We start from the raw sequence: 15,129 nt of genomic DNA on the forward strand, positions 1-15,129 counted from the left end.
ACGAAGAGGGAACAGAAGACAACGGGTCTCGGCGGCCGCGGTCGTGGCACGACCGACGGCAAGCCCCGGATCTCGCTCAACGCGAACGCCAAGGGCTCCGCCCGAAACCTTCCGAATCGGCTGAAATCAACGCAAAAGCTACTGAGTGGACAGGGGGGGGGTCGAACCCCCGACACCAGGATTTTCAGTCCTGTGCTCTACCAACTGAGCTACCTGTCCGACGCGAATTTGCCATCCTAGCTTGAAACGCCCAGATGTAAACACCTCCCAGAGCGCCCGATCGTGCCGAGGCCGCGTCGCTTCACGCGGCGGCGATGGACCAACCGCCGCCCCACGACCTTTCGGCCTAGCAATCGGGTCGACAACAGGTTTTTATAGAGGGGAGGCATTCTCGATCCCTGAGGGATATCCTTCCCGATCGATCCATCGCTCCGGAACTGACAAGATGGAATCGTCCCCCAATACCACTGGGTTTTTTAGTCGCGCTGCGCTGCTTGCGTTGGCGTTTGTCGTCGCGGCGTGCGCCGCTCCGGGGCGGGCGTGGGCGATCGACCCCGAGGGGCCCGAGGTCAAGGAGTTGATCGACAAGGGACTGAAGTTCCTAGAAACCAAGACCGACCGCCGCTTGGGTGGCAAGTGCCTTATCGCACTGGCCTTTATCAAGGCGGGGCAGCCCAACCACGCACGTGTCGACGAGGCCCTCGCCGCCTGCCGCCAGGAAGTCGGCAAGCCGATCAATCGGCTCGATGTGTACAGCAACGGCCTAGCGCTCATCTTCCTAAGCGAGGCGCGGGGGCGGGGCGACTCGAACCTGTTGGGTCAGTACCTCGACAAGCTGTACGAACGGCAAAAGCCGCACGGCGGGTGGGGCTATCACGACAAGCAGACGGGCGACACGTCGCAAACGCAGTACGGCGCCCTCGGGCTGTGGGAGGCGCACCAAGCGAACCGCCGCATCGATCCCGACGCCGCGATGCGGATGGCGCACTGGCTCGTGGCGACCCAAGACCCGTCGGGCACCTGGGGCTACCAAGGCGCCGTCAGTGAGAGCTCGGGGCGGGTGGCGCAATCGGGCGTGTCGGTCACCATGGCTTCGGCCGCGATGGGCAGCCTGTTGATCGCCGCCGACATGTTTGGCGTGCTCAACCCCATCTATTTCGACAGCGTCGACAGCGACGCGGTCGAGCCGCTCGACGGCGACAGCGGCGGTTCGGAGTCGGCGGAACTGCCATCGGCCCTGCGGCCGCGCGACGCCGGCGGCGCGGCAAGCCGCCAGGCGCCGCCGCTCAGCTCGCGTGGGTTGGCCGTCGCAAGGATTTACCAATCGCTCGAAGACGGCGCGAATTGGATGGAGAACAACTACAAGATCGACGCCGACACCTACGACAATTACTACCTCTACGCGTTGGAACGTTACAAGAGTTTCGAGGAGCTGCTCAACGGCGAGGACGATCCCGAACCGCATTGGTACAATGATGGCTACCAGAAATTGCTCGGCTCGGTGCGCGCCGACGGCAGCTGGTCGGAGAGCTGCGGCGTGGCGGTCGACACGGCGTTTGCGGTCCTGTTCTTGTTGCGTTCGACCAAGAAAAGCATCCGTGCGACCATCGGCGAGGGCGCTCTGGTCAGCGGGCGCGGCCTGCCGAGCGACGTCTCCAAGGCGCGGCTGAGTCGCGGTCAGGTCGTGGCCGAGCGAGCCGCGGTGAAGCTCAATGACTTTATCGGCATGATCGATCGAGACGAAACGCCCAGCGGCTACGCCGACGGCGGGGTCTCGTTGGTCGAGGGCGAAGTCGACGCCGAGACCGCCGACCGGCTTGCCGAGCTGCTGCGCACCGGCTCGCCCGAGGCGAGGCTCGCCGCGGCGGGCCTGTTGGGCAGGACGGGCGACTTGGCCCGTGCGCCCGATCTGATCTATGCTCTGACCGACCCCGACCGCCGTGTCGTGCTCGCCGCGCGCGACGCCTTGCGTATGCTGTCCCGCAGGATCGGTGGGTTCGGGCTGCCGAACGACTTCAACGAGAATCAACGACGCCAAGCGATCGCCTCGTGGACCCGCTGGAGCGAGTCGGTCTCGCCCGGAACCGCGTCAGCCGCACGGTAGCGTCCCCCGCCCCGCCACTCCTCCCTCCTTCCCCCCAGCCGGCCGCGATGGCTTTTGGAAAACGACGTCGATCCGCCGGCGCCGCCGCCAGCCGCCACGCGAACGGGCTCCGAGTCAGCGCCTACGACCGCGTGTCGAGCCTGCTGATCGCGCTGTTGCTGCTTGTGGGCATGGGGACGGTTGGGATCGGGATTATCTTCTTCACGCGTTCGATCACGACCGTGCGGGTAGCGATCGCGGTTCAGCCGGTCGAGGCGAGTGCGGCGATCGACTCGAGTCGCGGCGCCGCCGAGGATCCCGAGCCCCCCGGTTCGGAGGACAGCCTGGAGACGGTCGACGCCTCGCTGCAAGACACGCTCAACTTGGTGATCGGAGCGGCCAACTCACAGCTCTCCCTCTACGACCCCGACGCGGAAGACACGGAGCTGAACACCCCGCGCGGCTCCGGACGCGGCGACCACCGCAGGTCGGGAGCGAATCAGAACGGGGCGTACGTCCAGGAGCCTCAGCGGGAGATCCGCTTCGAGCCCGCGTCGCTGGACGAGTACGCCCGCTGGTACGATTCGGCCGGCATGGAGCTGGCCGTCTTGGGACGCGACAACAAGGTTTACTACGCCGCTTCGCTGAGCCAAGCCAAGCCGAGCCTGCGCACGGGCGACCCGACCGAAGAGAAGCGGCTGTACTTCAATTCGACCGGTGGGCCGCTCGAAGGGCTCGACCGCCAGTTGGCCAAGAAAGCGGGTATTCTCAGCAAAGGAAGCGTCGTGCTGATGTTCTGTCAGCCGCAGACTCAGGCCGAGCTGCTCGCCCTGGAAAGCGCGGAGGCGGGCGGCAAGCCCGTAGAGAAAATCCGCCGCACCGTGTTCCGCGTCAGCCGCGACGCGGGCAAGGGCTTTGTTTTCAGCGTCGAGCGGCAAGACTATTATTGAGAGTGACCGGTAGCCCTCCCCCCTTCCCCCCATTCAATGGCCGCCCCGACTGACGTCTGGCGCCCTACCTTCCCGCCACGGAATCGAGATGCAGTTCGAAACCCTCTTCACCCTGGTCGGCTACATCATCTACACCGTCATGGCGATCGTCGCCCTGTGGGGCGCCTTTTGTGTGATTCTTGTTTGGCGCCGCGTCTCTACCACCCGCTTCCGCAACGAGCAGGAGCAGGACGCGTTCATGAACGAGCTCGAGCCGTTGCTGCGGACCCGGGCCTACGAGAACGCCTCGGCGTTGTGTGACGACGACAGCCGGGCCCTCCCGCAACTCGCCATGTTCGCCATCGAGAACCGCGACATGGGCCCCCAACGGGTCGAGCGGCAGCTCGTCGAGCGTTTCCAACTCGACGTCCTTTCCGACATCGAGCACCGGCTCAGCTGGGTCTCCACGGTCATCAAGAGCGCTCCGATGATCGGGCTCTTGGGCACGGTGATCGGCATGATGGGGGCCTTCGCCAACCTGAGCACGGGCTCGAAGGTCGACACCGGCAAGATGGCCGAAGACATCATGTTCGCGTTGATCACCACGGCGCTCGGCCTGATGGTCGCCGTCCCCTTGCTGCTCTGCCGCGAGGGGATCGCCCTGCAGATCCGCAAGATGGAGGACCTGGTGGCGACAGGCATGACGCGGCTGATGGAGATGCTGCGTTAACCGCTTCTCGCCAACCACTCGAGCCCCCCCGCCCCGCCCCGCACGCCCCACGCCATGCCAGCCCCCCTCCCAGAGAACGACAGCGCCAGCCCGTGGATGGGCATGCGCGCCAAGCGCAACACGGATGGCGGTGATGACATCGATATCACGCCGATGATCGACGTGACGTTCCTGCTGCTCATTTTCTTTCTCGTCGGTTCGGTGCCCGACCAGGTGACAGCCGTCGAGCTGCCCGAGGCGCTGCACGGCAAGCCCGTCAGCCAGCTCAAGGCGGTGGTATTCACGCTAGGCGATGGTGGAATCGACAGCGCGCCGCTGTACGAAGCCGACGGCAAGCTCCCCGACAAGCTCATGCCCAACGAACCGGAGGCTCGCTCGCAAGCGGTTGCCGAAGTGGTCACGCGGGGGCGGAGTGAAAAGAAGAACGACGTGGTGATCAAAGCCGACCGCGGCGTCGCGTTCCGCAACGTGTCGGCCTTGATCAAACACATTTCGCAAGTCGACGGGGTGCAGATCCACCTCGCCGTTTCCGAGAGCGAATAACCCCCAACCGAACGGATCGCTACGCCGCCGGCCGCCACGCCGCCCCCCCAGCGCACGCAATGAGCTCGACCCCGCCCCTCTACACCGACCCTGACATCGACCACGCCGAGGGCGACCTGCCGGCCAGTTGGTCGCGTCGGTTGCGTGAGGGGTCGGCGGAGGACGAGGTCGACATGACGCCGATGGTCGACGTGACCTTCCTGCTGCTGATCTTCTTCATGATCACGGCGGCGTTCGCGTTGCAGAAGGCGCTGGAAGTGCCGCCGCAGCAGGAGCAAGAAGAGGCCGCCTCGATGACCATCGAGGAACTCGAGGCCGACTCGATCGTGGTGCGAGTGGACGGCGACAACGTGTTCTGGATCGGCAGCCCGTCGTGGTCCGAAGAACGCCGCGCGCCGAGCAAGCAAGAGATGCGTGTGAAACTCCGTGAGGCTCGCGAGGGGCTTTCCAGCAGCGCGGGCCCGCCGAAGATGCTGGTGCAGGCCAACGGCGACGCCGCGCACGAGTACGTGGTCGCGGCGCTCGACGCCGGCTCGTCGGTCGGGGTCGAGGAGATCCAGCTGCTCTCTTACGAAGATGGCGATCTCTAACCCGCGCCAACGACCGCCGCCCCTCCGAACCGCCCGCCCGCCGCCCCACCCCAATCAGCCAACCCACCGCACCGGGACATGACCGCAGAAGACTTCATCCAGATACTGGACCGCCAGGAGCCGCTCAGCGACGCGTTGCGCCAAAGCCTGTTGCGCACTGTGGCGAGCAGCCCTCGGCCGGTGTCGCCGTTCGAGTTGGGGCGTCTGCTGGTGAAGAAGGGTTACCTCGATTCCGACCGGGTCAACCAGGCCCTGGCGACGCTCGAGGAAGAAGCGAGCCCGCCCCCCCCGCCGACGCCGCCGCCGGCCGCGCCGCTAGGGCCGCCCCCCTCGTCGAGCAAGACGCTCGACGCCTTTGTCGAGCGGCCGGAGAGCAGCGACATCCACGACGAATCGATCGTCTTCGACGAGTCGCAACGCAAGGAGCTCGAATCATCGCTTTCGCAAACGAGTTCGGGGTCGGTCGTATCACAAGTCGAATCGCAGGCGCGTCGCAAGACGCTCAAGAAGCCCAAGGGCAACGAGTTCGACTCCCCCTTGATGCTGCTGGGCGGCGGCGCCTTGGTGCTGCTCGTGCTCGGCGGGGCGGTGATGGCCTATCTGCTGGGCCGTGAGAGCGGCGACAAGCTGCTGCTCGACGCGACCACCCAGTTCGAGTCGGGCGCCTACTCGCAGGCGATCGCCCAGTACGAGCGATTCGTCGAGAAGCACGTGTCGCACCACGCGATCGGCGAGGCCCGCGTGCGGTTGTTCCTCGCCCGCCTGCGGCAGGCGGTCGAGGTCAACAACGACCCCGCGTCCGCCCTCCAGATCGCACAAAGCTCGCTCCCCGAGGTCGAGGACATCGAGGAATTCGGCGAGGCGCGTCCCGAACTGGCGGCCTTGCTGCCGGACATCGCGCTGAAGCTCACCGAGATCGCTGAGCGTGTATCGGACGAAGCGACCTCGGCGCTCGACGCGGGCGACGCGGGCGAAGCCCCAGGCGCCGGCGCCACCGATTCCGCCGTCGAGCTAGCGACCGAGGCGATCGCTTTGGCCAGCAACACCAAGTACGTGCCCAAATCACTCCGCGACGAGCGCGATTACCAGGCCGCCCGCGAGACCCTCCAGCGGATCGCCCGCCGACGCGAGGCGCAGGTCGAGTTGGCCGCGGCGATCGGGGCGATGCGTGAGGCGATCGCGGCGGGAGACCCGGCGACCGCCTACTCGCGCTACGACGCCCTGCTCCGTTCGCGACCCGAGTTGGCCGAATCGGCGCCGCTCGAGAAGGCGTTGATGGCGGCCGCCGAGGCGGAGCGTGGCGTGGTGAACTACGAAGCGATCAGCAAGCCGGCGGAGACCCTCGAAGCGGCGAGCCCCGTGGTCGCCGCAGCGGCGGCCGCCAACCAACGGGTCAAAGGGGTCAGTCGCGACACGGGCGTTTACGCGATCCGCGTGAAGGGGATCGCGTATGGGGTGAACGTGGCCGATGGCGCGCTCCTTTGGCGTCGGCCCGTCGGCGCCACCGCGAGCGGCTGGCGGTCGGTCGCCGTGGACGACGATTTGCTGATGCTCGACACGCGGTCCGACGAGTTGCTGCGGGTCAACGCCCGCTCGGGCGAGCTGCGTTGGCGTCAGTCGGTCGACGTCGGCGCGACGACGCCCGTCGTGCTAGGCGAACGCGTTCTCGTGGCGACCGCTTCCGGTTCGATGCTGGTGATCGACGCCGCCCAGGGCGCCCTCGTGGGCCGGGTCACGTTCGCCCAGCCGATACGCCTGCCGCCCGCCGTGAGCCGCGACGGCGACCGCGTCTATCTCGTAGGCGAGCATTCGATCGTCTACACGCTCGCAGCAGACAGTTTTGAGTGCCTGGGCGCTTATTACCTGGGGCACGAGACGGGGGCCATCACCGCCCCGCCTGCCGTGACGCTGCACAACCACGTGGCCGTCGCGGTGAACGACGGCTTGGAGACCAGCCGGGCGATGCTGCTCGGCGTGGGTTCGGACGGCGTGATCGAGCGCCTGCTCGACGCCGAACGGATGGAGGGGCTGGTCCGCACGGCGCCGCTGATCGCGGGCAGGTTGCTGACCTACGTCACGAACAAGGGCGAGATCCGGGTGTACGAGATCGGTCCGGCGAACGAGCCGTCGCCGCTCAAGCCGCTCGCCGGCCGCAACGCCACGGCCAACGCGTCCGTCAAGCGACGCAACGTCATTCGAGCGGGATCGGCGTTGTGGATTTCTAGCGACCGGCTGGTCAAGTGCGTGCCTTCGCTATCGAGCAGCCAACTGAACGTGCAACAGATCGAGGAACCTTTTGCCGGCGACGAGTTCCTCGGCGAGATGCAGGTCCACCGCAGCACGTTGATCCACGCCCGCCGCCGACGGGGCAGCGATTCGGTGACCGTCGCCGCGTCGGAAGTCGAAAGCGGGGCCGTGGTCTGGGAGACCGATCTCGCCGCGCCGCCGGCTGGCGAACCACGCGCCGATTCGCCCGCCGGGGCCATGCTGCCGCTCAGCGAGGGGCGCCCGCTGACGCTAGGCAAGCCGCTCCCGCTGGGCCCCCATGACTCGTCACGCTATGACGCGGCGATCACCCTCGCGAACGGGGCCATGGTGTTTACCAAGGTAGGCTCCGACCGAATCACCACCGTTACCTTCGACGCCAGCGGCCCCCGATCGACCCGGCACACGCTGGACGACGCCCTGGCCTGTCGGCCGATCGCCGCCGGAGATGCGTGGCTGGCGTCTTTTGAGTTAGGCCAAATCTGCTTGTTGGACGAAAGCGGGATGCCGGTCGCCGCGCCGTTCCAGGCGCCGGCTGAGCCCGGCGTTCCGGCCGCTTGGCTCGGCGCGCAACAAGCCGGGCCCGATCGGCCCGAATTCGTTGTTCCCCAAGCAACGGGCGTCGTCCGCTTGTTGCGATTGAACGACGGCCCGGCGCGCGGTCTTGTTGAATTGGCGAGCGTTGACCTGGAGGCGCGCGTGGTCTCCGACGCCGCGGTCGCCGGGGCTTCGGTTGCGGTGGTCCTTGAGGGCGGACGCCTGGCGAGGCTAGCCTTGGCTGGCCTCCAGTCCGAGGGCGTCGTCGATGTTGGCCCCGTGGTTTGGGGGCCTTACGCCATCGGCGAGAGATTCGTGGTCGGCGCCGCCGAGGGCGACTTGGTTGCGATCGCCGCTTCGGGACCGCTCGCCGTTGAATGGCGAACGCCTGCCCCCAGCGGACGCCCCGTGGGCGCCCCGGCGCTCGACGACAGGGGGCGCATGCTAGTGGCGACCGACCGCGGCGAGATCGGCCTCTACTCGGCCGCTACGGGCGAGGCGGCCGGCGCGTCTATCACCCTCGGCCAATCACTCGCTTCGGGTCCAGTCTCCCGGGGCGACTCGTGGCTGCTCGCCGCGCAAGACGGATCAATGCTCTCTGTGGTTGCCCCCTGATTGCTTTCCAATCTCCTCTCTCCTTCCCCCGCAGGCCGTTGAGCCCATTCCGCCGGCAACAACTCGCCAGTCGCTTAGCGCACCGCCCGCCGGCATCGGCCCGCGTCGTGGCGTTGCTCTTCGGCGTGCTGATGAGCGTTGGCGCCGCCCCGGCTGCCGAACGGCTCATCGACCAAGTCCCTTACGACGTCGTGGTGCTCGACAGGGCCAACGACTTCGCCGAGCTGAGCGTTTACCCGCTGGCGATCGAGCCGCGGCGGATGCCCGAGCCGCGTCCAAGCGAGCCGCTCTCCCTGCGTCTGACCGACCGCCCTTCGGAAGAGTTTGAAGTGAGCTGGGGAGCGGTCGAAGAAATCAAGTTTTTTGAAAACCTAGTGCTCGAAGAGGCCCAGCGGCTCGCGAGCGAGGGTGAATTCGACGGGGCGTTCGAGCACCTCGATTGGCTCGCCCAGCGATACCCACGGCTTGCCGGACTGGGGCCGACGATCCAGAAATTCTTGCGACTCGAGGCCGTGGCCACCTTCAAAGAAGGCGATCACCGCCGGGCGTTGGCGATCTTGGCGAGCCTTTACGCCCAGGACCCCCAGGCCCCCGGCCTCACGGCGGCGGTCGACGCGATCTCGCTGAGGATGCTCAACAGTTACCTCGGCCAGCGTGACTACGGCGGCGCGCGGGGCGTGCTGAGCACGCTCGACGCCTGCTTCACCGGCCTGCCGCTGCCGAAATCCGACTCTTGGCGAAAGCGTTTCGAGGCAGGCGTCGATCGCGAGTTGGGGGCCGCCCGCGCCGCGATCGGGCAGAAAGACTTCCATCGTGCGAGAGAGGCGATCGCCCGCGCCCGACAACTCAAGCCCGATTCCGCCGAGGCGCAAGCGCTCGCCGACGAGGTCTACCGGCTGAACCCCACGGTCGTCGTGGGGGTGTTCCGCCCGGCGCCGCACGAGCCGAAGCTCCGCTGCGACCACCCCGCCGCATTGCGGGTGGGTCCGCTCGTGGCGCCCACGATCACGCGACTCGAGGCCTACCCTCCGTCGGGCAGTGTTTACGCAAGCGTTTTCGGCGAGGTCTTGTCGGACGACAGCGGCGGCCGGTTGTTCATTGATTTCGACCCCGCCTTCGTTCAAACGCACGGCAGCCAGCTCTCCCCCTACGCACTCGCCCGCAGGCTGCTGAGGCTCGCCGATCCGGATTCGGAGCAAGCGATTACCGCCTTCAGTCGCATCGCCACCGAAGTCCGCATGGAAGACCCCACACGGGTGTCGATCGGGCTGCGCAAGCCGCACGTCAAGCCGGCCGCCACGCTGGCCACCGCCCCCGCAACGGGCGATGGGTTAGCGAAGCCCCCTTTTGTTCGCCAAGACCGGAGCGAATCGATCGCCGCCTTCTCGGCCCGCTCGGGCGAGGTGACCATCGAAGAGAGACGCTTTGAAGACGAACGCGAGGCGTTCAGCGCTTTCTTGGGCGGAGGTCTGCACGTGCTCTCCGAACTCGCCCCCTGGCGTTTGGAGCGGCTGACCGACCGCGCCGGCGTGGTGGTTGGGACCTACCGGCTGCCCACCTTGCACGCGCTCGTCGTATCGCCCGATGCGCGGGCCGATGTGCTCACTTCCGAATTCCGCCGCGCTCTTTGCTACGGGATCAGCCGCGAGCGGTTTGTCACCAACCTATCGGGGGGCCGGGTGTCGCTGGAGGGCTACCAGGCGGCCAGCGGGCCTTTCGCCGCGGGGGCCTCGCTCACCGACCCGCTGCGCTACGCCTACAGCGAGCGGATCTCGCCGCGCTCGTTCACGCCCCAGCTGGCGGCGATCCTGGCTTCGGTTGCGCGAACCAAAGCCGAGAAAGCCGCCGGCGGGAGTTCGCCCGCCATGAAGGAGCCTATCGTTCTGGCTCACGACACGGGCCCCGTCGCCCTGCGGGCCTGCGAGCTTATCCGCGCTCAAATGACGGCGGCCGGCGTGGAGATCGAGCTGCGTGAGGCGAACGTCGAGAGCCTGCTATCGGGCGCTGTTCCCTACGACCTGCGTTACGCGGAGTTGAGCGTCGAGGAACCGCTCACGGCGGTGGCCGATCTGCTTGGTCCCGAGGGGTTGGGGGTTGATTGCGGCGCCGCGATGCGGATGGCGCTCGACCGTCTCGACAACGCCGACGCCTGGACCGAAGTCAACCTCGCAATGCAAGAGATTCACGAGATCGCCCACGACCAGCTGCCTTACGTGCCGCTATGGCAAACCGTGGACCACTACGCCTACCGAGAAGAGCTAGGCGGCGTCGATCCGGAGTGCGTGCGGCTGTACGAGAATTCCGCCGGTTGGCGCCTCAACACCTCGCGAGGCGCTCGGTGATCAGCCGCATTCCCCTAATACGCTCGTCCCGGCCCGCGTTGCTCCTCGGCGTCGCACTTGCCGCCTTCACGGCCACGACCACCGGCGCTGAAGAGTCGCGTCTTTGGCGGCTGGCGCCGTACCGCGTGCGGGCGGTGCTCGCTTTCGAAGGGCCGAGCGTCGCAACCGATCGGTTCGCTGCGGAAACGACTCGAGTGTTCGAGCAGGACGTGCGACGCAACGCCGGGAGCCTCTGGCGGCTAGAGACCGAACCGGCTGGCCTTGAAGCGCGGGTCGTGATCGCCGAGATGAACGACTCCGCCGCCGGGTCACCCGACTGGTCTCCACCGGCGGGGCCCGACAAAACCTGGATCCTCAGCGTCCGTGAGACCGCACGGGGCGTTGAGCTGATGGCCTGCGAGTACGATCACACGCTCTTATTGTGGGGCGCCCCTGTCCGTGAAGAGGTGGTGGCGATCGACGAGACGCCGATCCGGCTGTCGGCCCTGACCCGCAAGGTGTTTGCTCGGCTGGCGCGATTCGACCTCGACTCGAATGACTCGAGCCAAGTGCGACTGGCGTACCGTGGCGCGTCGATGGCGGGCCTCAAGGGAGTGCGTCCCGAGGCGGGCTCCGGCGTGGTCTTCAAACCGTTCTTGCAGAAAACCGATCGCAACGGTGTGCCGCTCGATGAGAGCACGCAACCAACACCGTGGACGTATTTGTTGACTCTCGAGCCCCCCGCGGACGCCGGCGAAAGCGAGCCCTCGGAAGGCGACGCCGGGCAGAGCCACAGCCAGTCGGCAAAGATCTATAGCAACTCTCCCCGCCCGTTTGGCGCCCGGCGTCGTGGGGGCGTCGAACAAATCGCCCTGGCCGCCCACGGCGACGGCGGTCAAGCCACGCTGCGACTCGTCACCAAAGACGCTGCCGAAACGCCTCTGCCGGGTTACACGGCGATCGTACGAGACGAAGCGACGCGTAAGCCCGTGCCGATCGGCGTGAGCAACTCGCTCGGCGAGATCACGATCACCGGCGATGAGCCTGTGATCCGAGTCTTCCTCGTGGCGGGAGATCAGACCGTGGCGATCCTCCCCGTGGCCCCCGGCGTCGACCACGAGCTTCTGGTCCGTCTGCCCGACGAGCGGCCGCGGCTTACGGCGAAGATCAAGCTCAGCGCGATCGAGGAGTCACTCATCGACCAAGTCGCCCAACGCAAGCTTCTCGAAGCGAACATCCGCAGCCTGATCGAAGAGGACGCGCTCGAAGAAGCCGATCGCCAGATGCAGAACTACGACGCGTTGCCCGGGCGGCCGCAGTTCAACCGCATGATCGATTCAGCCGAACAGCAATGCCGTTCGAAGGACCCGCACGTGCAGCGGCGCGTCGACCGGATGTTCGAAGACGCCCGCGCGGTGCTGGCGATCTATCTCGACGCTCGCGCGTCGCTCGAGATCAAGGAGGCGTTGTCCCAAGCGCACCGCCAAGCCAGTTCGCCCGCCAACTCACCCGCTCCCCCCGCTGGAGAGTGACCGAGCGTCGCCTCAGTCTAATCCCGCCAACGCCCCAGCGAGCGCCGCCCCGTAAGCCTTGGCCCAGCCCTTGGGCGGCGGACAGACGAACTCGATCGGCTCTCGGCGAACCGGGTGCTCCACTACCAGCCGCCAAGCGTGCAGCGCCACGCCTTCGGCGAGCGCCTCCTGGCTGCCGTACTTGCGGTCGCCGACGATCGGCGCGCCGATCTTGGCAAGTTGCACGCGGATCTGGTGCTTGCGGCCGGTGATGGGCCGCACCTCGAGCAACGCCCGGTCGCCGCGGTCGTGGACCGTGCGGTACGACAATTCGGCACGCTGGGCGTCGGGAGTGGTCTCCGCCGTGACGTGGACCCGGCGGTTGCGTTCGTCCTTACGCAGGGCGTGAACCAGTGTCGCCTCGGGCTCTTCGGGTGACGGGCAGACCAAGGCCAGGTACCGCTTCTCGACGCGTCGCTCGCGGAAGGCCGCCGACAGCCGCGCCGCCGCTTTCGACGTGCGCGCCATCAGCACCACGCCGGTGACCGGGGCGTCGAGCCTGCTGACGATGCCCAGGTACACGTTGCCCGGCTTGTTGTGCTTGACGCGGACGTACTCCTTCGCCTCGTCGAGCAGGGTCGTGACATCGGGCCCGGCGCCCATCGTCGGCAGGCCCGCCGGTTTGGCGATGGCGAGCAGGTGGTTATCTTCGTAGAGAACACGCATTTTTTGCTGTGAGCATTTAGCCGTTAGCGGTCAGCCAGAGCGACGGCTTCGCCGTCGCGTACCTCTGCTAACGGCCAACCGCTTAAAGCTAACAGCCCCAACCAACCACCGACAGCAGACCACTCCTAATGTCGCAGCCCCAACTGATCCTCGCCAGTGGCTCGCCACGGCGCCGTCAATTGCTCGAAGAAGCCGGCTACCGGTTTGAGGTGCTCGCCGCGCGTGAAGGCGTCGAGCCGGCCGTCGGGGGCGACGCCCGCGAACTGGTCGCCGCCTCGGCGAGACTCAAGGGCTTTGATGTCGCGGAGCAACTCAGTTCGGCGCCGCGAGTCGTACTGGCGGCCGACACCGTGGCCGAGGTCGACGGCCAACCGATCGGCAAACCGGCCGACGCCCCGCACGCCGCCGCCATGATGCGGCGATTGAGCGGCCGCCAGCACCGCGTGCTGACGGGCGTTTGGCTCCGCGACGCGAGCGGAGCGGTGACCGAGGAGATCGTCGAGACCTCGCTCGCGATGGACGAGCTGACCGACCAGTGGATCGAGGATTACGTCCGCAGCGAGAAATGGCGAGGCAAGGCGGGCGGCTTCGGCTACCAGGACGGCCTCGGCTTTGTCCGGGTGGTGCAAGGCAGCGAATCGAACGTGGTGGGGCTGCCGATGGAGCACGTCGCTGTGTTGCTTGCCTCGGTGGGGTGCGAGCCGACTTCCCCAAACAACACTTGAGGCACGCGTTGTCACAAGAGCACTCGAAGGCCGACAAAGAATCGATCAGCGGAGTAGAGGTCTTGCTGAAAACGAGTATCGCCGCCAAGGGGTGGCTGAATCGATGCTGGCGGTATCGGCAGCGGACTATGTCGCAAGCACTTTGGGCGTGAGAGCGATTCATCTACCCTCCTCGCGTGGGGGGAACACAAGCGTTATGCGGTGCTGATATCCCCCTTTCGTGGGCCGCTGACCGGCCCGTGGCCCTCAAACTCGCCTTGATTGCTCCGGATTAGCCAGCCTCTAGGGCGGCGCCAGCGCTTGGGTTGCGGTGGGGCGAGGGGCTATACTGCTTGCGGTGGGCTGGCGCCTGGCGGCTGTTGCGCCGTCCCTGCCGCTGCCGAAGAAGGCCTATTGAGGTACACCCTGTTCAGGAGGCGCCGGGTTTTGAAATTGCGCGTGGGTTTGGTGGGGCTCGGCCCCTCGTGGTCGGCGCGGCATTGGCCCGCGTTCCGGGCACTCGATGGCCGCTACGAGATCCGCGCCGTGTGCGACCCGATCGCCCACCGCGCCCAGCAGGTGGCCCAAGAGCTGGGAGCCCGGCCGGTCGACGGTTTTCGAGCCCTGGCGGCTAGCGACGACATCGACGCGGTCATGCTGCTGTCGGCCCGCTGGTTCGGCGCCCTGCCGATCGAGGCGGCCTGCGACGCCGGCAAGGCGGTCTACTGCGCCGCTTCGATCGACCTGGCTCAAGACGAGGCCCGGCGTTTGCGGCGGCGGGTGCTCGATTCGGGCGTCACCTTCATGGCCGAGCTGCCGCACCGGCTGGCGCCCGCCACGGTGCGGCTCAAGGAGCTCATCGCCACCCGACTGGGCGCGCCGCGGCTGGTGTTCTGCAACCAGCGGCACACGAGCACCCACACCGCGACGCGGACCATCCCCAAGCGGCACATGATCGAGATGGTCGACTGGTGCCGCTACGTCGTTGGCCGCGAAGCGACCAGCGTCACGGGCCTCAGCCATCAGGCCGACCTGCCGGGGCCAGCCGCCGTTTCCGAACAACAGAGCGGCTCGGACGACTACTCGCTGATGGCCCTGGAGTTCGCGGAAGGGGCCCCGGGAACCCCCCGCCCGGTGGCGCAAATCGCCTGCGGCAACTACGTTTCCCAAGAATGGCCCGAGGCGACGGCGTTCCGCCGCCCGGCCGACATGCAGGTGGTGTGCGAGCACGGCATCGCGTTTATCGACCTGCCGTCGCGGCTGGTGTGGTTCGACGCCGCCGGCCAGCACACCGAGTCGCTCGAGCACGAGCGTCCGGTGGGCGAGCAGCTGCTGATGCAGTTCCACCGGTCGGTCTCGAGTCTGGTGCTGCGGTCGTCGAGCCTGGAAGACGCCTATCGGGCTTTAACGATTGTGCTGGCTGCCGAGCGCAGCTGCCGTGAGGGCCGGCGGGCGGAACTTACCGCAGACCCGCCCGAGGCGGCTGCCTTCGTTGACCCGCAGCCCCGATCGGCCTAGACTCTCGCAGGTTCTGCCTATTAGGCGTGTGCGGCAAGGGCGAGGCGGCCCGGGTCG

11 protein-coding genes and 1 tRNA gene are annotated in these 15,129 nt (G+C 67.2%); 10 read left to right on the plus strand and 2 right to left on the minus strand.

The genetic code is table 11. The features are described 5' to 3' along the window. Positions 1–146 precede the first annotated feature (146 nt). A tRNA-Phe gene (locus Mal64_RS01980) sits at positions 147–219 on the minus strand. Positions 220–445: 226 nt separating this feature from the next. Here Mal64_RS01980 and Mal64_RS01985 point away from each other — a divergent pair. The 8 genes from Mal64_RS01985 to Mal64_RS02020 all read left to right on the plus strand — a co-directional run bounded on the left by Mal64_RS01985 (position 446) and on the right by Mal64_RS02020 (position 12,145). Continuing rightward, the gene (locus Mal64_RS01985; RefSeq protein ID WP_146396274.1) at positions 446–2,104 is read left to right on the plus strand and encodes a prenyltransferase/squalene oxidase repeat-containing protein; all 1,659 of its coding nucleotides are present in this window, start codon (positions 446–448) and stop codon (positions 2,102–2,104) included. Between the two features lie 47 nt (positions 2,105–2,151). Next, the gene (locus Mal64_RS01990) at positions 2,152–3,033 is read left to right on the plus strand and encodes a hypothetical protein (RefSeq protein ID WP_146396277.1); all 882 of its coding nucleotides are present in this window, start codon (positions 2,152–2,154) and stop codon (positions 3,031–3,033) included. 88 nt (positions 3,034–3,121) lie between these two features. After that, positions 3,122–3,742, plus strand: coding sequence for a MotA/TolQ/ExbB proton channel family protein (locus Mal64_RS01995; RefSeq protein ID WP_146396279.1), 621 nt, complete (start codon positions 3,122–3,124; stop codon positions 3,740–3,742). 54 nt (positions 3,743–3,796) lie between these two features. Beyond that, positions 3,797–4,285 (plus strand): ExbD/TolR family protein, encoded by a 489-nt coding sequence (locus Mal64_RS02000; protein ID WP_146396282.1) that lies wholly within the window; start codon positions 3,797–3,799, stop codon positions 4,283–4,285. 59 nt (positions 4,286–4,344) lie between these two features. Beyond that, positions 4,345–4,875 carry an ExbD/TolR family protein gene (locus Mal64_RS02005; protein WP_146396285.1) on the plus strand — a complete coding sequence of 177 codons (531 nt, stop codon included), beginning with the start codon at positions 4,345–4,347 and terminating at the stop codon, positions 4,873–4,875. 78 nt (positions 4,876–4,953) lie between these two features. Further along, the gene (locus Mal64_RS02010; RefSeq protein WP_146396288.1) at positions 4,954–8,292 is read left to right on the plus strand and encodes an outer membrane protein assembly factor BamB family protein; all 3,339 of its coding nucleotides are present in this window, start codon (positions 4,954–4,956) and stop codon (positions 8,290–8,292) included. A gap of 38 nt (positions 8,293–8,330) precedes the next feature. Further along, positions 8,331–10,634, plus strand: coding sequence for a hypothetical protein (locus tag Mal64_RS02015; RefSeq protein WP_146396291.1), 2,304 nt, complete (start codon positions 8,331–8,333; stop codon positions 10,632–10,634). Continuing rightward, positions 10,631–12,145: a hypothetical protein gene (locus Mal64_RS02020; protein ID WP_146396294.1), complete on the plus strand. Its 1,515-nt coding sequence runs from the start codon at positions 10,631–10,633 to the stop codon at positions 12,143–12,145. Before Mal64_RS02015 ends, Mal64_RS02020 begins: the two co-directional genes overlap by 4 nt. A 12-nt stretch (positions 12,146–12,157) precedes the next feature. Here Mal64_RS02020 and Mal64_RS02025 read toward each other — a convergent pair whose 3' ends face one another. Then, complete coding sequence (locus Mal64_RS02025) at positions 12,158–12,850, minus strand: RluA family pseudouridine synthase (RefSeq protein ID WP_146396296.1); 693 nt, start codon at positions 12,848–12,850, stop codon at positions 12,158–12,160. A 128-nt stretch (positions 12,851–12,978) separates the two neighbouring features. Here Mal64_RS02025 and Mal64_RS02030 point away from each other — a divergent pair, with 128 nt between their 5' ends. Together Mal64_RS02030 and Mal64_RS02035 are read left to right on the plus strand one after the other, a co-directional pair. Then, positions 12,979–13,575 carry a Maf family protein gene (locus Mal64_RS02030; RefSeq protein WP_146396299.1) on the plus strand — a complete coding sequence of 199 codons (597 nt, stop codon included), beginning with the start codon at positions 12,979–12,981 and terminating at the stop codon, positions 13,573–13,575. 426 nt (positions 13,576–14,001) lie between these two features. Continuing rightward, positions 14,002–15,072, plus strand: coding sequence for a Gfo/Idh/MocA family protein (locus Mal64_RS02035; RefSeq protein ID WP_146396302.1), 1,071 nt, complete (start codon positions 14,002–14,004; stop codon positions 15,070–15,072). Positions 15,073–15,129 lie beyond the last annotated feature (57 nt).

Origin of the sequence: Pseudobythopirellula maris (assembly GCF_007859945.1) — a bacterium.
Taxonomy (GTDB): Bacteria; Planctomycetota; Planctomycetia; order Pirellulales; family Lacipirellulaceae; genus Pseudobythopirellula; species Pseudobythopirellula maris.